This is a genomic window from Anaerobacillus sp. 1_MG-2023 (genome assembly GCF_030547345.1).
Taxonomy (GTDB): domain Bacteria; phylum Bacillota; class Bacilli; order Bacillales; family Guptibacillaceae; genus Guptibacillus; species Guptibacillus hwajinpoensis_B.
Window position 1 is genome coordinate 463,620 of record NZ_JAUORD010000001.1, and the last position, 17,803, is coordinate 481,422.

General features: G+C 39.5%; 20 protein-coding genes. 7 read left to right on the plus strand and 13 right to left on the minus strand.

Going from position 1 to position 17,803, the window contains the following annotated elements:
- Positions 1-6: 6 nt before the first annotated feature.
- The 5 genes from Q4550_RS02470 to Q4550_RS02490 form a co-directional block, all read right to left on the minus strand.
- On the minus strand, positions 7-573 hold the full coding sequence (locus tag Q4550_RS02470; protein ID WP_303530122.1) for a TetR-like C-terminal domain-containing protein: 567 nt from the start codon (positions 571-573) through the stop codon (positions 7-9).
- Entirely contained in the window at positions 574-1,281 is a 708-nt protein-coding gene (locus tag Q4550_RS02475) for an MBL fold metallo-hydrolase (RefSeq protein ID WP_303530123.1), read from the minus strand. It abuts the gene before it with no gap.
- Positions 1,282-1,404: 123 nt separating this feature from the next.
- Positions 1,405-2,253 carry a MerR family transcriptional regulator gene (locus Q4550_RS02480; protein WP_303530124.1) on the minus strand — a complete coding sequence of 283 codons (849 nt, stop codon included), beginning with the start codon at positions 2,251-2,253 and terminating at the stop codon, positions 1,405-1,407.
- A 190-nt stretch (positions 2,254-2,443) separates the two neighbouring features.
- Positions 2,444-2,650, minus strand: coding sequence for a hypothetical protein (locus Q4550_RS02485; protein WP_303530125.1), 207 nt, complete (start codon positions 2,648-2,650; stop codon positions 2,444-2,446).
- Between the two features lie 41 nt (positions 2,651-2,691).
- A complete protein-coding gene (locus Q4550_RS02490) occupies positions 2,692-2,895 on the minus strand; it encodes a PspC domain-containing protein (protein ID WP_303530126.1) in 204 nt (67 codons plus the stop codon).
- Positions 2,896-3,071: 176 nt separating this feature from the next.
- Between Q4550_RS02490 and Q4550_RS02495 the strand changes: the two genes are divergently transcribed.
- Positions 3,072-3,905: a DUF2935 domain-containing protein gene (locus Q4550_RS02495; protein ID WP_303530128.1), complete on the plus strand. Its 834-nt coding sequence runs from the start codon at positions 3,072-3,074 to the stop codon at positions 3,903-3,905.
- An 11-nt stretch (positions 3,906-3,916) separates the two neighbouring features.
- On the opposite strand, the gene Q4550_RS02500 is transcribed toward Q4550_RS02495, so the two are convergent.
- The 4 genes from Q4550_RS02500 to Q4550_RS02515 form a co-directional block, all read right to left on the minus strand.
- Positions 3,917-5,179: an ATP-binding protein gene (locus Q4550_RS02500; protein WP_303530130.1), complete on the minus strand. Its 1,263-nt coding sequence runs from the start codon at positions 5,177-5,179 to the stop codon at positions 3,917-3,919.
- Between the two features lie 141 nt (positions 5,180-5,320).
- A complete protein-coding gene (locus tag Q4550_RS02505) occupies positions 5,321-5,842 on the minus strand; it encodes a GNAT family N-acetyltransferase (protein ID WP_303530131.1) in 522 nt (173 codons plus the stop codon).
- Between the two features lie 142 nt (positions 5,843-5,984).
- The gene (locus Q4550_RS02510; protein WP_303530132.1) at positions 5,985-6,185 is read right to left on the minus strand and encodes a hypothetical protein; all 201 of its coding nucleotides are present in this window, start codon (positions 6,183-6,185) and stop codon (positions 5,985-5,987) included.
- A 108-nt stretch (positions 6,186-6,293) separates the two neighbouring features.
- Positions 6,294-7,130 carry a formate/nitrite transporter family protein gene (locus Q4550_RS02515; protein WP_303530133.1) on the minus strand — a complete coding sequence of 279 codons (837 nt, stop codon included), beginning with the start codon at positions 7,128-7,130 and terminating at the stop codon, positions 6,294-6,296.
- A 250-nt stretch (positions 7,131-7,380) separates the two neighbouring features.
- Here Q4550_RS02515 and Q4550_RS02520 point away from each other — a divergent pair, with 250 nt between their 5' ends.
- Positions 7,381-8,580, plus strand: a complete 1,200-nt coding sequence (locus tag Q4550_RS02520; RefSeq protein ID WP_303530135.1) for a cytochrome P450 family protein — start codon at positions 7,381-7,383, stop codon at positions 8,578-8,580.
- 64 nt (positions 8,581-8,644) lie between these two features.
- Here the strand turns inward: Q4550_RS02520 and Q4550_RS02525 are convergent, their stop codons facing one another.
- On the minus strand, positions 8,645-9,094 hold the full coding sequence (locus tag Q4550_RS02525) for a CBO0543 family protein (RefSeq protein ID WP_303530136.1): 450 nt from the start codon (positions 9,092-9,094) through the stop codon (positions 8,645-8,647).
- A gap of 205 nt (positions 9,095-9,299) precedes the next feature.
- Here Q4550_RS02525 and Q4550_RS02530 point away from each other — a divergent pair, with 205 nt between their 5' ends.
- Positions 9,300-9,746: a GNAT family N-acetyltransferase gene (locus Q4550_RS02530; protein ID WP_303530482.1), complete on the plus strand. Its 447-nt coding sequence runs from the start codon at positions 9,300-9,302 to the stop codon at positions 9,744-9,746.
- 81 nt (positions 9,747-9,827) lie between these two features.
- Positions 9,828-10,553 carry a Bax inhibitor-1/YccA family protein gene (locus Q4550_RS02535; RefSeq protein WP_303530483.1) on the plus strand — a complete coding sequence of 242 codons (726 nt, stop codon included), beginning with the start codon at positions 9,828-9,830 and terminating at the stop codon, positions 10,551-10,553.
- A gap of 49 nt (positions 10,554-10,602) precedes the next feature.
- Here Q4550_RS02535 and Q4550_RS02540 read toward each other — a convergent pair whose 3' ends face one another.
- Positions 10,603-11,760: an MFS transporter gene (locus tag Q4550_RS02540; RefSeq protein WP_303530137.1), complete on the minus strand. Its 1,158-nt coding sequence runs from the start codon at positions 11,758-11,760 to the stop codon at positions 10,603-10,605.
- Between the two features lie 127 nt (positions 11,761-11,887).
- On the opposite strand from Q4550_RS02540, the gene Q4550_RS02545 reads away from it, so the two are divergent.
- The gene (locus Q4550_RS02545) at positions 11,888-12,322 is read left to right on the plus strand and encodes a MarR family winged helix-turn-helix transcriptional regulator (RefSeq protein ID WP_303530138.1); all 435 of its coding nucleotides are present in this window, start codon (positions 11,888-11,890) and stop codon (positions 12,320-12,322) included.
- 202 nt (positions 12,323-12,524) lie between these two features.
- On the opposite strand, the gene Q4550_RS02550 is transcribed toward Q4550_RS02545, so the two are convergent.
- Positions 12,525-12,971, minus strand: coding sequence for a DUF4385 domain-containing protein (locus tag Q4550_RS02550; RefSeq protein WP_303530139.1), 447 nt, complete (start codon positions 12,969-12,971; stop codon positions 12,525-12,527).
- Positions 12,972-13,189: 218 nt separating this feature from the next.
- Here Q4550_RS02550 and Q4550_RS02555 point away from each other — a divergent pair, with 218 nt between their 5' ends.
- Positions 13,190-14,995, plus strand: a complete 1,806-nt coding sequence (locus Q4550_RS02555; RefSeq protein WP_303530140.1) for an LTA synthase family protein — start codon at positions 13,190-13,192, stop codon at positions 14,993-14,995.
- 261 nt (positions 14,996-15,256) lie between these two features.
- On the plus strand, positions 15,257-16,765 hold the full coding sequence (locus tag Q4550_RS02560) for an esterase/lipase family protein (RefSeq protein ID WP_303530141.1): 1,509 nt from the start codon (positions 15,257-15,259) through the stop codon (positions 16,763-16,765).
- Between the two features lie 40 nt (positions 16,766-16,805).
- Here the strand turns inward: Q4550_RS02560 and Q4550_RS02565 are convergent, their stop codons facing one another.
- On the minus strand, positions 16,806-17,765 hold the full coding sequence (locus Q4550_RS02565) for a siderophore ABC transporter substrate-binding protein (protein WP_303530142.1): 960 nt from the start codon (positions 17,763-17,765) through the stop codon (positions 16,806-16,808).
- Between the last annotated feature and the right edge of the window lie 38 nt (positions 17,766-17,803).

Sequence of the window (17,803 nt, forward strand, 5' to 3'; positions counted from 1 at the left end):
GGTTTCTCATTCTAATGTTCTTCGATTTACTACTCCACTTAAATAGGTCTCCACAATTATCCGGTAAGACTCTTCCAAAGAAATAGGTAGCTGAAAGCCGCCTTTGTGATACAAATCGACCATTCCATGTAAAAAGCTACGAAGCCCTCGGACGATATGGATTCTTTCCACTTCTGACAGGTGATATGGCTCAAACACCTTCATCGTTAAGGTGACAATCGCTTCTCCAGCTTCTTGGACATCAGACTGAAGAGGATTCGCCGCCTTTAAAGTAGCTTCATACAAACCTGGGTGCTGAAGTGCAAAGGAAAGGTACGCCTCTGCTAAGGCTAGAATGCTTTCTCTCCCTTCCGTCTGGTGTTCTGTCTTCTCTGACAACCAATTGAAGAACTGGTTCAACGCTGCAACGGCCATACCATTTTTGATATCATCTAAGCCATCGAAATGATTATAAAGAGAAGGAGATTTTATCGATAGATTACGAGCAATGGTTGCCATCGTTACCTTTGAATAATTTTCTTGCTCTGCAATAGCGAGTGCTTCTTGAATCACAATATCCTTTGAGATTTTCACTTATCCCTCCACCCGCTTTTTTGCTTGAAGGATAGCTCTTTTCAGCGCTTCTGGTTCGTATAGAAAATCTCCATGGCCCACACCAATAACGGATGGGTTGAACGAAACTAGCTTTTCCGCTGTGGCAATCGCACGCTCCTTGTCCCACGTAGCCAGAGCAGGAAATGGAAAACGCCAGCGTACATCACCAGCTACCGCTATACCACCTTTTGTTTGGAGGGCATCTGCGGCTATTAATATATGATTTCGTTTATCTATAAAAGCCATCATGCCAGGCGTGTGTCCCGGAGCCTCAATCGCAATCAGTGAGCCAACCATATCTCCTTCTTTAAGAAGAACATCTGGTTGTGTCTTATTGTTTCTAGGTACACCGCCCTTTACTGGAAGGTCTCCTTCGTCAGGCTCGAGTGATGAATCACCATTTAACAATTTTAACTCTCTTTGAGGAAGAAGAATTTCCGCATGAGGAAGACTTGCTTTTAACCCATCAAGTGCTCCCATATGATCCGTATGGGCATGTGTAATAATGATGCGGTTGATCGGCTTCCCAATTTGAGCGGCCGCTTTTAGAATAGCGTTTTTACTAAAAGAAAGGGCTGCATCAATTAACGTTAAGCTCTCCTCTTCTTCAACGAAATAACAATTAACAGGGAACCAATTGGCCATGAAAGAAAGCTGATAGACGGTTTGTTCCTTTATCATTCTCATTTCTTACACTCCCCTTAAACTAATATCATTAGTTTAAGTATAACTAATACCATTAGTTATACAAGCTATATTTTCCGAACATATATATTAAGGGTAGGTGGACAAAAAAACAAAAGGTGTCTTCTATTTTAGGAAGGACTTCTTTTCTCCTACAGCTCTTACTTTTATTTGAATCTCTCGCAAACGTTCATTCTCTTTATGTGAGATAAACGAGTCAACAATTTGTCGAATGAAAAAAGGTCCATCAGGCTCATAACCCTGTTCCGATACGAAGCTTAATAGGGTATGATAATAAGCATTATCTTTCTCTCTCCCTTCTCTCATATAAACACTTGCATACTCCCCCTCTTCAAGTGTGATAATCTTTTGTCGCTCTATTTCACTATCATCTTCAACTAAAATAAACAATCCATCGTACTCCATCGTTTCTCGTGTTTTCATATGCTCCACTGATAAAATAAACCCTACTTTCCCAACCATGATCGGAGTAACATGATCAATCTCCTTTTTTAAACCGCGTAGCACACTTTCAATGTCATCTAGCGTATGGAACTGACCCTGAATCGCTAATAGATAGCGGTGAGGAAGTGTACGAATTTGCGGTTCACCAATGAAGTGAATATCTCTCGATTGCTTCAAATCCAAAATCTTCGTTTTCAAATGCTTCTTCATCTTTACTAATTCATTGATTTTCTCATCATTAATTCGTTCATATTCAGATAGTATTTCAATAAATTCATCTACGGTGCTATGCTCTACTTTCTTCTTTATTTCTTTTAATGGAATGCCCATCTTCTTCAAATACCAAATCATGTCCAATTTTTTAAATTGCTCTAAACAATAATAGCGATAACCTGTCTGCTCATCGACTTCAAATGGCTTGAAAAGCCCAATTTCATCGTAATATCTAAGTGTTTTCACAGGAATATCATGGAGTTTTGACATCTGGCCAATTGTAAACTTATGATCCATGCTCCATTCCCTCCTAATCGTCAACGAGTCGTGATGAATTGAAATAAACCAGAATTAGTTTTCATTCTCTTCATTATGTTCATTTCACAAGCAATCTTCAACTTAAAAAAGGCTTAGCATAATCGCTAAGCCCTTTTTCTTATCTTACACAGTAAAGAAAATATGATCGTTATTACAAAACCAATTTACCTTATTGCTGATTTGTATAGCTTTCTTTCAAAGCCACCTTCAGCTGCATACTATTTGTAAGAACCCCCAGGAATCCCATCACTGCAAAAATCACAGAAAGAAAGATTGAGACTAAGTCGATCCATCCAAACAAGGAAAAGAGTCCAGAACAGAATATCAAGAAAGAACTAATCATTCCCACGATATAATAAAAAACGTATTTCTTCATTTATACCTCCAACAGAAAGACTAACGTAAGCATCAGTCTTGTTAATCCTTAAACGTTACATCCTGATCTGAAGGGAGCATAAGAGCAGCCCCTAAGTAAACGACCACAAAGATTCCAGATGTTAAGAGCGTTAGTGCGATGTAAGCAATTCTTAATATATTTGCATCTACATTCATAACCTCACTTAATCCGCCTAAAACACCCGCTAATTTTTTATTCGTCGTTGATTTGTAGATTTTCTTCATACGGCACTCTCCATTCATTTTGTTTCTTACTATTCTTTACGTATTCAAAGCGAATTAGTTTCAATTACAACAAAATCATGCGTTAAATGATGAATCAGAAAGAGCGTTCATTGGTATAACCTGAGCTATGCTTCATACTTTAAACTAAAAGACTACGCCCAGAGGAGGCACCCCACTTGGTCCAGACACCACTTACTCCATGGCAGGAACATCATTTCTGGATTGAAATTCTTGCTGATCATGCGATCTTTGTACGTGATTACTTATCCCCGTCGGAACATAATTTTGTGAATGAAGCGAATCAGTTTGCTATGGCCTTCGATGAGCTTCGCGCGCAACTCTCACCTCTTAAACGTGATGAACCCGCAAGCTCTGACGCTATGATTTCCTTTTCACGTAAAGCTTATCAGCTGGCAAGGGCCTATTTCAATTTCGAAGGCACGATACAACGGCTTAGAATTCGGAACGAAATCAACATTAACCTAAGTCCATCTTACTTTAATGGAACGCTAGATGAGAATGAAGAATATTTGCGTCAACTTACTTTCTACATCGAAGGAAAGGTGCCGCCCCCTCTTTCTCTTCTCGACTTAATGGACTTATGGTTAACTGATCAAGTTGGCCACGCCTCGCTATTAATTGATATTCTCGATCCGATTGAAGTCGAATTCATCACGAAAGCCCAAACTATTCAAAACCAATTTCGTGTGTATATCTCAAAAAACAGAGCCATGCGCGGTTTTCTTCGATTTACACCATCTGGCTTTCGAGCTCAGCAACGATTTGCAGATGAAGTCGCACATTCGATTCAAGATTTAAACGCTCTTGTTGAAGAAGTGATGTCTCTTTTTAAAATCGATGAAGTTCTAAACAATACGACATTACGATTTCTTGAACATCATTTTCCTGAAAGCTGTTATTTCCTAGCCCATCTTAGCCACTATGCTCCATCGATTCCAGCGCCTTCTTGTTCATTAACAAAACCTTCCTATTTGACACCAAAAGAATGAATACACATCACTTATGAACCTTCATTTTCTATTTTAAAAAGAAGGATCACGGTTGTCCCTTTATTAGGGGAGCTTTCATAAATGATCTCCCCGTTCATGGCCTTCATAATGCTATGTGAGACCATCATCCCTAACCCTGTCCCTTTTTCTTTTGTAGTGAAAAAAGGCTCGCCCATTCTTACTACCTGCTCTTCCGACATACCGATGCCTGTGTCTGAAATACTAACTTTTAATTCAAAACCTTTATGTAAAGCATCAACAGTTAGTTCTCCTCCATCTGGCATCGCTTCAATGGCATTTTTTAAGATGTTTAGCAGACACTGCTGAAATTTACGCTTTTCTGATTGAATATAAGTAGGGGATATATCAATTTTTGAGTTGATATTCACATCCGACATTGTAGCAAGAGCCTGAATGACGCTAAGGCTTTGTTCAAGTTCACTTTTCACATTTATTTTCTCAACCTTTTCTGGAAAAGGTTTGGCGAAGGTTAAATAATCATTAATAATTTCTGTTGCTCGATCAAGCTCATGAATAGCAAGCTCCATATACCCCTTCGTTTTCTTATCTTCTAAATCACTGTTAATCATTTGAAGAAAACCGCGACTAACGGTTAAGGGGTTGCGCACTTCGTGTGAGATGCTTGCGGCAAGATGGCTCACTACCTCTAGCTTCTGGCTCTCCATCACTGAGTGGAGCAACTTAAACTGGTTAATAAATACTTCATAAATAAGCGTTGCTAGTACGACACCAGTTAAGCTAATAAAATTGAATAAAACCCATGTTTCAATGCTTATTTGCGATTCAAAAAAAACAAGCGACACTCCAGTTGATATACTCCCAAGACAGGCATCTAATCCAGCAGCAACCGCTAGCTTCCATTTAAGATCTAGTTTGAGAAAGTGTTTTGATACTAGTGAAGTGAATATCGCAACGAGTGAAAACGAAAAAAGTGTAGGATAAAACCCGCTTCCTCCAAGCATAAAACGATAGCTTAACAGAACGAATAAATAGATAAGCGACACCCATTTCCCGCCATACAAAGCACCAAGAATAAAAGGGATTCTTCTAAAATCTAAAATGAAATTTTCATTAATTACTATTGGATACATCATACAGAGAATAACGGATAGGAGGGGGAATATCGCGAGTAACCAACCTGATGATCGTTTTAAAAAGGAAGTCTGCTTCAATAGATAAAGAATTTGAATAATACTTAACGGTGCAAAAACGAGTAGTAAATTGAGTAGGAAACTCTTTGCAGTAAGTATCATCGTCATTGCCACCACTTTTCTAATAATTAGTAAGGTTGTCATAGTAAATATTCTTTATCTTTCAGTCTAATTCCTCTTTAATAGATGAGTAATCTTATTCATTTCTATTGATAATCGAGCGTTTTCTTTGTTTTAGATGACTCACATTTCTTCCACTTTCGGAACACAGGAAAACAAATCAAGCTTTTTATCCCATTTACGAATCGTTTTCTCATAGGACATCCCAATCCGCTTTGCCACTTTAATAGAAGATTTGTTCTCAGGATCAATTAATGAAATTAGCTTCGAAAGACCTATTTGCTCAAAACCATATTTCTTACAAGCCAACGCGGCTTCCGTTGCATAACCATTTCCCCAATATCTTCTAGCAAATAGATAACCGATCTCTACTTCAACACAACCGTCCATTTTTTGAAGTACAAGCCCACATTGCCCAAGAAATCGACCGCTTCTTTTCTCTTCTACGATCCACATGCCAAAGCCATAAACTTTGTAATGATGCAGCGTCCATTCCACCCATTTCATCGTGTCTTCTCTAGTTTTGCATGCAGGATAGTACCTCATTGCTTCCTTATCAGAAAAAATCTCTAAAAGGTAATCAACATCCTTCTCTCTCATTTTTCTTAAGATCAGTCGATTCGTGGAAAGAACTTGTGCTGTCATATAACTCACCTCTTTGGCACTAAAAAAGTTACAATCAAAGCCTGATTGTAACTCTTTTTATCATTATCTTATACTGAGATGTAAAAAACATTCATTCCCATAATAGGAGGACGCTCATTCTCTTCCTCATCCTGATCGTTTGTTAAAGAGCTTCCTCGTGCCGATTTTGTTGATCATGATCCCCAAACTCCATCGCCTCCAATATGGCCTCTTCTGAAAAGCCGGTTAATATGGAGATTTGTCTTATATCACATGTCCTTTTCTGGTGCTGCCTAATGAATTGAATGGCTACCATTGCTTGATACATAATCTTTGTATACTTGCTTAATAGCTGTTGACTCATCGAGCTTCGGCCACTTCCTCTCTTGGATGAGAGAAGAGAGGAGCATCTCTCCCTTATACTTTAACCTATCACTCTTAGGCCTTTGTTCCAATAAGAAAAACTGAATTTTTACAATTTTTGATTAGAAACTTTCGTAGCCGACACAATAATTGGTTTTCTTTGGATTTGCTTCCTTTTTATAGGTTCGTTTAGAAAGAAAAAGAGCATTCCTACAAAAAAACCTCCACCTACGATATTCCCAATCGTTACAGGGATGAGATTATGAATAAATCCACCCATATTGATAACCTCAGAATGTGGAGAAGTCAATGAAATGAGAAACACAGCTAGATTCGCAATACTGTGCTCATAGCCTGAAATGAAAAATGTGAAAACAAGAAGCATCATAAGAACAACTTTGGCCATATCTTCCTTCACACGCATAGGAATCCATACAGCAAGACAAACAAGCCAGTTTGCAAAAATCGCCCTAAAGAAGAGATAGGAAGTCGGTAATGTCATTTTCTTTTCTGCTAACGTTAATAACAGATGGTCCTCACCAATCGATTGAAATACTCCACTAAAGTATAGAAGCGTCGTAAAAAGCAGAATACCAAGAAAGTTTCCTCCATAGCACGTCATCCAAACGAGAATGGTTTCTCTCCACGTCGTCACCTTTTTCATCGTTCCAATTGTCATATACATCGTATTCGATGTAAACAATTCACCTCCGCCATAAACAATGAGAATGAAGGCTATTCCAAAAAATAAAGCGGTCATCATATATGTCACGGGCGAATGTACTTCATAGAAATATTGACCTACTGTAAAGCTTAGTACCAAAGCAAAACCGATGTACACTCCTGCTAGCATAGCACGAACGACATAATGAGCCATTCTGTCTGATTGTAAATCGCGCTTAGAAACCGCACTGCGACAGATCATATCAATCGTTTCTTTTTCCATATCTCTCAGCTCCAATCTAATGCTCATCATTTCACAATATAGTTAAAGTGTAAGACTGGTTTGATTCCTCAACAAGTTCCTGGTTCTACTTGTTTCTAATTCGTCATAATGAAAACGGCTTCTCTATGAAATCTGAGTATCGTGTGACACTTCTTACTGTTTATTGAGAATTCTTAGTTTTTCATCTATACTAGCCATATTGACTGACCAGTCAGTCTAATCGTTTAAAACAATAAAGGAGGAACATTCTATGCAATCCGTTGAATCTGTCTATCAATCCAACTTTAAAAAAGGGGCATATGCTTTCTACGAAAACTTGCGCCAAAATGAGCCGATTACGTCCATTGGAAACTCCAATGGAAACAATACGTGGATCGTCACAGCTTATGATGATGTTCTTGAGCTGCTGAAACGTCCTTCCTTTATTAAAGACCAATCAAAACTCTTCTCAAAAAGCGCTCGTATGGAAGACGAGCCAATGGAAACGAAGATTTTTCATCATATGATGCTAGATGTTGATCCACCCGATCACACGCGGTTACGTAAACTTGTTCAGCCTGGTTTTAACCCTAAAGCGATTAAACAACTAGCCCCCCGTATAGAAGCCATTGCTGATCAATTAATTGAAGAAATGAAGCAAAAGAATGATATCGTGGACCTAATTGATGATTTTGCTTTTCCTCTACCAATTATCGTCATCTCTGAATTGCTTGGTGTACCAACAGAAGATCGAGATAAGTTCAGAAAATGGTCCAACTCCATCGTCTCCGCTTCCGACAATATGGAAGGCGAATTCATGAAAGATGTACAGGAGTTTACCGAATATCTCACAACTCTCTTTAACAAAAGAAAAGCTGATCCACAAGATGACTTGATTTCAAATCTTATTAAACATGAAGAAGATGGAGAAAAGTTAAGTTCGGATGAGCTCTATTCAATGGTTTTTCTACTCATTATTGCCGGACACGAAACGACTGTTAACTTAATTGGCAACGGGATGCTTGCTCTCTTCGAACATCCAGATCAGCTTGAGCTGTTGCAAAGTGACTTTTCGTTAACAGAAAGTGCGATCGAGGAAGCTCTTCGTTTTTATAGTCCCGTCGACTTCTCGACCGCTCGCTGGGCAGAAGAAGATTTTGAGTTCAAAGGCGTTCCATTAACAAAAGGAGATATGATACTCGCCTCCATCTCATCTGCTAACCGCGATGAGAAGAAATTCGACAATCCGAATAAGTTTGATATTACTCGTAAACCAAATCCTCACATCGCATTTGGCTATGGCATCCACTTCTGCCTTGGTGCTCCACTAGCAAGGTTAGAAGGAAAGATTGCTTATCAAAAATTACTTTCTGCTTTCCCTTCGATTCAATTAGCAGGGGCTCCTGAGGATGCTAAATGGCGCAATATGTTCTTATTACGTGGACTAGAAGAACTTAAAGTTCAGCTCTAGTTGTTGTAACCTCTAGCTTAAATCAAAAGCCCCTCCTATTTTGTAGGAAGGGCTTTTGGTTTCATTATATCGGCACGTGCCTTTTTAATAATAAAAAGTATCCATAGCATACGAGATAAGCAAGCAAGTATGAAACATATGTCCAGTAGATCGTCCACCCATTAGAATAGTGAACGAGATTAATACATACGCCAATCCCCTCAATAATCGTGGTGATCAGAGAAAAAAGTAGGATAATGACGAGAGGATGAAAGGAAGTTCGTTTGATAGTTAGAAACAAAAAACCCGCTAGTATCGGATAAACACCAAAATACATCGGCATCGCTGCAATGGTTTCCATTTCATATTCAGGGTCAATGCGCCAGAAATCAAAATGGATTCCAAGCACATCAAAAATAATCGCTACAAAGGCTGCAAAAGGGGCAATCAGAAGAAAAAGCGTAAAATCTTTTCTCACAAGATAGATTCCGGCGATCCACGGAATTACAAACGCAGCAACAATGTTAAATAGCATTCTCGCTCACTCCTCATATAAGGAATGCACGAAACTGCTTAGATTTATACATGTTCTTATGAGTTTGATCTACCCGATTCAAATCATCGATCGTTTTGAGCAAAAAATCGAGAAATCAACATAACGTCTTCGTTTACAGATATCATAGAAAATGATTATACTCAATCTATACAACATGTTGGAAGTAGGAGGCTATTAACGAATGATTGCAGTAAGAATAGAAACAGAAGAAGCATTAAAGGAAGCCTTTAAGATACGTAAAGAAGTTTTTATCGATGAACAAGGCACACCTGAAGACGAAGAGTATGACGAATTTGATTCGCTCGATACAGCCGAACATATTCTCGTTCTAGATGAAGACAAAGCAGTGGGCACGGCTAGATGGCGCATAGTTGACGGCGTGGGGAAATTTGAACGTATTTGTATTCTACAGTCGCACCGCAAGCTTGGTATTGGCCATTTAATCGTACATAAACTTGAAGAGCTCGCAATAAAGAAAAGCATTACGAATGTAAAGCTACATGGCCAGGTGCAGGCAGAGGGCTTCTACCGTAAGCTTGGTTATGAAACACAGTCAGATGTTTTTATGGAAGATGGTATCCCTCACATTCTCATGAGGAAAATACTACCTGAAACTTTCACAGTTCTTTAATCGTAAGTTAGCTTAGAATTAAATTTGGGAACATATCTAATATAGTGAATCTATTCTTACGAAAAGGATGAAGTATACATGATGCGAAGCGGAAATCCCGTTTTAAAAAACAAGACATTTAATAGAACACGTGATCAAGGAGAGGCGATGACAATTGGAGGAACGGTAGCAAAGACGTTCTTCTTATTCCTCTTTTTACTCGGATCATCCATCTATACCTGGTACCGCTATGCTCAAGGAGAAGATGTGTATACGATGATGGTCATTGGTGCGATCGGTGGACTGATCTTTGCACTAATTACAGCATTCTTTCATCGTGCTGCACCGATCACAGGCCCAATCTACGCTACGCTTGAAGGCTTTGCCATTGGTGGTTTATCCGCGATTCTAGAAGCCCGATATCCCGGAATCGTTATTCAAGCCGCCGCTTTAACTTTCTCAGTAATGGGCGTACTGCTTTTCCTTTATGCTGCTCGCATTATAAAGGTTACAAAGAACTTCCGATTAATGATCGTATCCGCAACGCTTGCGATTTTTGTTGTATATATTATTGACCTTGGGCTGAATCTCTTCTTGAACGCCAACGTTCCTTACTTACACTCGAATGGCGTCGTAGGGATAGGCATTAGTCTATTCATTGTGGCCATCGCTGCGCTCAACCTTGTACTTGATTTTGATTTTATCGAAAAGGGAGCAAACCGCGGTGCACCAAAGCATCTTGAATGGTATGGCGCATTCGGACTAATGGTTACGCTCGTATGGTTATATATTGAGATTCTTCATCTGCTACAGAAGTTAAGACGATAACGACCAAAAAGCCACGTCCTCAGGACGTGGCTTTTATATTGCTGAAAGTTTATTGAATTTGCAGTGTTTGACGCTTTTTGTTTCTTTTAAGCCATAGACTATAAAATATAATAATCAAGAATCCAAACATTACAGCAATCAGGTAAATAACCACTAAATTACTTGAAATTCCTTCAACGAAAGAAGAAAGAAATTGTCCTAAGAACGTAAAAGAAGAGAAATAAGCAAGGTTCTTCCCTCGATTACTTACATTACTTTTTTCAACAACCATATGGTTCGCCAAAGGAATGGTAAATCCGAAACCAAAACCTATCACGATTCCTGCAAGGATAGCCAATGCAAACAAACTTTGTCCTACAGATAAAATAATAAAACCAATGGTAAACAATGAAAACCCGGTCAGAAGCGTCTGATAATCAGAGAACCGCTTTACCATTTTAGGCATAACACTCGCTGAAATGACAGCTACTAAAGAAATCATTGCTAAAAAATAACCTGTACTGGCAGATCCCAACCCGAAGTTTTCTGCTAAATAGAATGGTAAGGTGATAAAAGCGATAAAAAACATCGTCATTGCTAATAATGCCGCAAGTAAGACGGACAAAATGGATGTAGCATTGGTTGTATTCGACTTCTGCTCTTCTTCCAAATTGCTCGATTTTCGAAAAGGTACGAAAATGATGAGAAACAATAGGGCAACCCATGCGATTAAATAAATCATAAAAGGCCACTGCCATCCTAATCCACCAAGTACTCCTCCAATACTTAGAAAAATTATACCGCCTGCTTCAATGGACATTCCCTGAAGAGCAATCATCTTCAACCGCTCTTCACCCACAAAAAATTCGGCCAATAGGCCTGTCGAGGATGACATGACGATCGCCGTCGCTCCACCTAGCAAGATACGATCAGCAAAAATAGGAATTGTTCCTGAAAGCCAAATAGCTGAAACTCCAATCGCTCCATACAGTATTAAGCCACTAAATAAAGCGACATAAGATCCGACCCGATCAATCAATCGGCCAGCAATTGGCGCGAATAATACAACGCCAAGTGCAGGCAAGGTTGTCAGCCATGTCGCCATATCCTCTACTCCATAATGCTCTGATATTTGAATAAGTGCCGGTGTAATAGCACTTCCTACCATGATTGTTAAGCTTGCAGCAAGCATTAATGAAAAGACACCCACTCTGGATAATTTGTTCATCTTTCATCCTCCTTTATTACAAAGAAGAGCATAACACAGTTTAATTAGTTAGGAAACTAATTAAACTTTGATCGATATTCTTCTTATCACTATGCTAAAATACAATTAGTTTAGGAGGTAAACGCTTATGCATAAATCTCATAATGATGACATCGGGTATCAAGTCCAGCAAATATCTCATTTAGTAAAGCAGCTTCAAAACGAACGATTACTAAAAGAAGATCTTAGCATCTCACATATGAATGTTATGTTTGTTCTCTATGAAGAAGATCGAGTAAACCAGTCACACATTCAAAATAACCTTGGAATAAAAGCCTCCTCTCTATCTAAGCTAATCGATATTTTAATACAAAAAGGGTTAGTAACTAGAGAATCACTGGATGGAGACGCTCGTTCTAAAATTATCTGTCTTACAGAACTAGGGAAAGAAAAACAACAACAGCTATATCGTGTAAGAGATGAATTAGAAAATCAGCTCACTGAACATTTAAATGAAACGGAAACGAAGCAACTTGCCAGGATGCTCTCGCAAGTGAAGAGTAACTTACTGAAGCACAGTTGACCCTTCATTATTAAAAAAAAGAACTCCTATCAACAGGAGTTCTTCATTGTTTTAATTCAATACACAATAATAAACCTCCCTATAAGGGGAGATTTCCGCGAAAATCAAATTTATTCCGCGCTTTTCTCATTAATTCCGCGAATTACACCGGTTTTTCCGCGATATTTAAATTAATTCCGCGAAACCACTGTAATCGCTCGGATCAGCCGTACTTCTTCTGATGTTCCTTCTTCTTCTCTAAATAAGCTTCATCTGTACGCACGATTTTCCACTTTTCTTCAAAAATCCTTGCTGATTCTGCTTTCTCGTCGTCTATATCTCGCTCGTTCACGTCACCGTCGCTGTCGTATTTCTTACCGCCTTTGTAATTCGCATAGCGACGAGCTCTTGTATAACCCATTTGAATGAACTTGCGAGCCATATCCATTCCTACGAAATCATCGTTTTCCTGATAGTCTCGAAACATTTGATAGATTTTTTCTGAAGACTCCTTCGCGATATCTGGCGTTTTAAAGCGCCAATGTGGAAGGATCTCACTTTTATAAGGCTCTACCATTAGAACCCCCTGCTCACCGCGACCAACACGATATTTTTCTGGCTGCTCTCGAAAGTTGATATTATCGAAATCGAGATCGTAGTTGAATGCCATCCCTACCACTCCTTTTGGAGAGTATTCCCAATATGAGACAGAGAGTAAACTAGCCACGGCCTATTAAAGCTCTCCTTTCAGATTCCTACTCTCTTTAAAAGACGCGTGCCCCTTGCACTCTTTAGAAAAAATACACACATAGCACATTCTAACGTTCCTCCTCATGCATTTTTGGGTAAAGAATAGTCGACAATGATGACAGACGTTAGGAGGATCCTATGATATTTTTCGGTTACGCTCTCTATTTGCTTCTCGCCATTCTTAAATTTGTGCTATTTAGCTTCTATACAAATACGGCTTTTCCATTTACCTTTTTTCTTATGAATTTAGCCGGGATGCTGCTTTTATCAAGCTGGACACTTCTGATTCAATGGAAGAAACGACGGTGGATTTGGCTTACGCTTTTATTTTTACATAGTCTTCTTCTAATCTCAGATCTCTGGTATTACCGCTATTTTGAAGATATGCTTTCCGTCTCTCTCTTTTCACAAATGCTTCAAATGAGCGATGTTGGCGGTGGGTTTATGGCGCTAATTCGCTTCCAAGACTTTTTCCTTTTCGCTGATGTTGTGATTTTTCTTTTGATACTCTTTTTCACGAGAACGAAAACGTTTGAAGTAACGAAGAAAAAACGAAGAACGATGGCAAGTACTACATTTCTAATCGGAGTCGTTCTGTTTGCGACACCGTTAATTTTTAGCGCTGTTCAAGATGATCAGTCGCCAAACCAATCTGTTTCAGATATGCGGGACTACTACCAGCTTGGTTTCTGGGGCTACCACGGTGTTGACCTTTGGAGAGGTGTGATGGGAGTCCTTAACTCTGAAGAGAACTTATCCGTGAATCAACAAAAAAAGCTGGAAGAAAATAATACTGAAAACGCGGATGGTTCTCCTATAAAACCGAATATCATTATGATTCAACTAGAATCCTTTCAAGGTTCTCTTATTGGACAGAAAATCAACGGAAAGGAACTGACCCCCAACTTAAACGAACTAAAAGAAGAAACGCTGTACTTCTCTTCGTTTTATCACCAAACACACGAGGGAAGGACATCTGATGCAGAATTTATAACAAATACGTCCCTCTACCCCTTGAAATCGGGATCCGTTTATACACGTTTTCCGGAAAATGAATTTGGATCCTTACCGGAGTTACTAAAAGAAAATGGCTATGACACAGCAGCCATGCATGCGTATGACAAAGGATTTTGGAATCGCGATAAGGTGTATGAGAACATTGGATTCAATCATTTCTTTAGCAACAAAGATTACCCTGATCAGAAAAAAATCGGTATGGCTTTAAATGATAAAAACTTTCTCACGACCTCTATTGAACATATGGAAACGTTAAAAGAACCATACTTTGCGTTCATGGTGGCATTAACGAGCCACACGCCATATGAAATTCCGGAAGAAGAAAGAGAGCTGGATTTATCGGGATATGATGATCCAATGTTAAAACGGTACTATCAAACTGTTTATTATGTTGATCAGGCCGTTGGGTTAATGGTTGAGGAGTTAAAGCAGAAAGGGATGTGGGAGAACTCCCTTGTGATTTTCTATGGTGACCATGATAGCGGACTGACGAACGAAGGCAGCGAGATGAGAAAGGAAGCCAATGTTGAAAGCGTCGTAGACGCTTTTGAACTCGATCGTCAAGTACCCCTTTTTATTAAGAAACCAAATGAAGATAGTGGCCAGGTGATCAAAGAAAACGGTGGGCAAATCGATATCGCTCCAACTATCGCTGACATGTTAAATATGGAAATGCCGTATATGATGGGGAATTCTCTTCTTGATGATCAACCAAACCTCACTGCATTTCGAGATGGGTCTTTCCGCTATCGTGATTATTATTACGAAGCTGATTTAACAGAAGATGCCGGAAATGGAACGTGTTATGACGTTTCTACGGCAGAGAAAATATCGCTTGATAAATGTGATGATCAAATCGAAAAGGTAACAGAGCAACTCCGCCTTTCTGATGCGATTATAGAAAAGAATGGTCTTGAAAACGAATAGAAACTAAGAATTGACGGTTCAGACATTTAAAGGTCTGGATCGTTTTTTTGTGGAACGTTGTTATAGTACCTTTGACACAGCTTTTCAATGAGAGAGGAAACACTTGTAAGAACTTCATAGAAACTCGTCGAATGAACAGCGATTGCCGTTCGATTGACCTATACTCTAACTAAGAAAATTAGTGAAAACGCTCCTTGTTTAATAAACTGAATATTCTTATAGTTGAAGGGGTATAAGACTCATTTCAAATAGGAGGGTTTTATGAAGAAATGGTTGGTGTCACTATTGGTGATGATCTTCTTGCTCGCTCCCCCTTTCGCTCAGGACGCACAAGCCGGTATTATAGGGAAAGGTGATGCAACTGGTACCCCCGGTGAATGGTACATTGGTGATGAACCCACGACCGTCAAACCTGGCTCTCTTCCACTCGTATTTGTACACGGCTTAAACAGCTCTTCAAACACCTGGATTGATCAAAACGATATGGATGAACTTACATACAGCAAGAACTACCAAACGGCTTTCATTGATTTATACCCTACGAAAAACATGTGGGACAATGGGCAGCTGCTTGCTAGTAAACTAGCTGAGATCAACGCGTACTTTGGGAAGAAAGTGATTCTTGTTACCCACAGTAAAGGCGGGATTGATGCACAAGCTGCCATCGTCCATGCAAATGCACAACAATATGTTGATAAAGTTATTACCCTCTCCACACCACACAAAGGTTCACAGCTAGCTGATCTTGCCCACAGCAGCTGGGCGGGATGGTTAGCTGCAATTATCGGAAATCGAAATGACGCCACCTATTCACTACAGACCGGCTATATGAGCTATTTCCGATCCGTTACCGACTCAAAACCGAACATTTCTTCCACACCTTACTACACCTTTGGCGGCACTAGTTGGGGAAGTTTCGGTGGCGCGCTCTACTGGGGCGGTTTGTATTTACGACAATATGGCTCAAATGATGGCGCCGTTACTGTGAACAGTTCGAGACTTCCCTATGGAAATGAGATTCGCATCGGGAATTGGGATCACTCGTCCATTCGAACTGGGAGCGCTACGCTTAACTTATTTGAACCTTACTTAACACAGTCGATCCCTGCCTTTGCCCCGCTCACTTCTATCAATGAAACGGCCGCTTCTGATCAAGCTAATGTCCTCATTCGAGGCGGTGAATTTATGGGAACGCATGTAGAAAAGTTTGATGTAGAAGAAGATACGAAAAGCATTGCGCTTGATTGGATGAGTCAAAATGAGGATTCGTTAATCACCCTTCAAGGACCCGATCAGAAAACGTATGCGGTGACAGAAACATCTCAAGATGAGGCGATGTTTGAAGGAGCGTTTCATCACCAACTGAAGGTAGATCTCCCTAAATCTGGCACATGGAAACTAAAAGTAAAGCAATCAAAGAAAGAAAGTTACGTGATGCAAGTTGCCTATGAAAGTGAACTAAATCAAGAGCTCCAACTAAAGAGCTCTGCAAAAGAAGTGAAGCTTAATATCGACGAAAACAATGTAGTGAAAGATTCAATCGAAGGAGATATTTTAATTCAATATAGTAAAAATGGAAAAACGAAACAAAAGAAAGTGTCACAGGAAAAGTTGAGTGCTCAAAAGTCCTTTCCTATTAAAAATGCTGGTGAAGGCGTTTATCACATCATGCTTGATGTGAACGGTGATACAAGAAAAGGAGCATCCTTTGAGCGAACCATTCTTCATACGGTTTACATTGATGCCGATGGAAAGGTATATCAGCCTTAATCAAAAAGCCCCCTTCGAACGTTCGAAGGGGGCTTTCATGTTACTCGATTCCTTTTTTAATCTCGCTAATCATTTCTGTCACTGACTCCAGTCCGCCACCAGATAAATACCAGTAGTTCGGATCTAAATAAACGATGTGATTATTTTTATAAGCATCTGTATTTTTCACAAGTTCATTTTCAATTACTTCCTTTGCAGACGTTTCGCCACCATCTACAACAGCGTCACGATCAACAACGAATAGATACCCAGGGTTCTTTTCTGCAATGTATTCGAATGAAATACTTTGTCCATGCGTCGATGCTTCAAGATTCGAATCCGCTTCAGGTAACCCTAACACATCGTGAATGAGTCCAAACCTTGACCCAGCTCCGTAAGCACTTACCTTACCACCAGTCACGAGTGTAATTAATCCTTTCTCATCTAAAGAAGATGTAAGCTCCTGAACAGATGAAATTTCTTCATCAATTTTCGCTAATTCTTCTTCCGCTTCTTTTTCTTTCCCAAAAATCTCACTAAGCGTTGTGACATTCTTTTTGAATGAAGGAATATAGTCTGTTGTATCGACTCCCATATAAATTGTTGGGGCAATCTTACTTAATTCTTCATAGGCATCCGACTGTCTGCCTGAAATGATAATTAACCCGGGGTTCATTTCTGCGATTTGTTCAAAATCCGGTTCCTTCAAACCGCCAGCGTTTTCGTATGTATCTGCTTCATATTTTGAAAGGTAAGATGGAATATTAGCTTGCGGAACACCCGCTACCTCTACACCTAATTTATCGAGAGTATCTAGTGTACCAAAATCAAAGACAACAACATTCTCAGGATTTTTTTGAACCGTTGTTTCGCCAAGCTCATGCTTCACCGTTACTTCTTCCGTTTCTGTTGAGGCTGTTGCTTCTGCATTTGCTTCTGTTGCTTCGGAATTATTCGTACCGCATGCAGATACGATCAGTGCTAGAGCTGATAGAGCTAAAATCAAAATCCATTTTCTCATTATTCTTCTCCCCTTATATCTTTTATTGGTGTTGATAG

What these genes read in the sequence shown, in the direction of transcription:
- Q4550_RS02475 (WP_303530123.1), bottom strand. Translation starts at nt 1,281, where the DNA reads ATGAGAATGATAAAGGAACAAACCGTCTATCAGCTTTCTTTCATGGCC.
- Q4550_RS02480 (WP_303530124.1), bottom strand. Translation starts at nt 2,253, where the DNA reads ATGGATCATAAGTTTACAATTGGCCAGATGTCAAAACTCCATGATATT.
- Q4550_RS02485 (WP_303530125.1), bottom strand. Translation starts at nt 2,650, where the DNA reads ATGAAGAAATACGTTTTTTATTATATCGTGGGAATGATTAGTTCTTTC.
- Q4550_RS02490 (WP_303530126.1), bottom strand. Translation starts at nt 2,895, where the DNA reads ATGAAGAAAATCTACAAATCAACGACGAATAAAAAATTAGCGGGTGTT.
- Q4550_RS02500 (WP_303530130.1), bottom strand. Translation starts at nt 5,179, where the DNA reads ATGATACTTACTGCAAAGAGTTTCCTACTCAATTTACTACTCGTTTTT.
- Q4550_RS02505 (WP_303530131.1), bottom strand. Translation starts at nt 5,842, where the DNA reads ATGACAGCACAAGTTCTTTCCACGAATCGACTGATCTTAAGAAAAATG.
- Q4550_RS02510 (WP_303530132.1), bottom strand. Translation starts at nt 6,185, where the DNA reads ATGAGTCAACAGCTATTAAGCAAGTATACAAAGATTATGTATCAAGCA.
- Q4550_RS02515 (WP_303530133.1), bottom strand. Translation starts at nt 7,130, where the DNA reads ATGGAAAAAGAAACGATTGATATGATCTGTCGCAGTGCGGTTTCTAAG.
- Q4550_RS02520 (WP_303530135.1), top strand. Translation starts at nt 7,381, where the DNA reads ATGCAATCCGTTGAATCTGTCTATCAATCCAACTTTAAAAAAGGGGCA.
- Q4550_RS02525 (WP_303530136.1), bottom strand. Translation starts at nt 9,094, where the DNA reads ATGCTATTTAACATTGTTGCTGCGTTTGTAATTCCGTGGATCGCCGGA.
- Q4550_RS02535 (WP_303530483.1), top strand. Translation starts at nt 9,828, where the DNA reads ATGCGAAGCGGAAATCCCGTTTTAAAAAACAAGACATTTAATAGAACA.
- Q4550_RS02540 (WP_303530137.1), bottom strand. Translation starts at nt 11,760, where the DNA reads ATGAACAAATTATCCAGAGTGGGTGTCTTTTCATTAATGCTTGCTGCA.
- Q4550_RS02545 (WP_303530138.1), top strand. Translation starts at nt 11,888, where the DNA reads ATGCATAAATCTCATAATGATGACATCGGGTATCAAGTCCAGCAAATA.
- Q4550_RS02550 (WP_303530139.1), bottom strand. Translation starts at nt 12,971, where the DNA reads ATGGCATTCAACTACGATCTCGATTTCGATAATATCAACTTTCGAGAG.
- Q4550_RS02555 (WP_303530140.1), top strand. Translation starts at nt 13,190, where the DNA reads ATGATATTTTTCGGTTACGCTCTCTATTTGCTTCTCGCCATTCTTAAA.
- Q4550_RS02560 (WP_303530141.1), top strand. Translation starts at nt 15,257, where the DNA reads ATGAAGAAATGGTTGGTGTCACTATTGGTGATGATCTTCTTGCTCGCT.
- Q4550_RS02565 (WP_303530142.1), bottom strand. Translation starts at nt 17,765, where the DNA reads ATGAGAAAATGGATTTTGATTTTAGCTCTATCAGCTCTAGCACTGATC.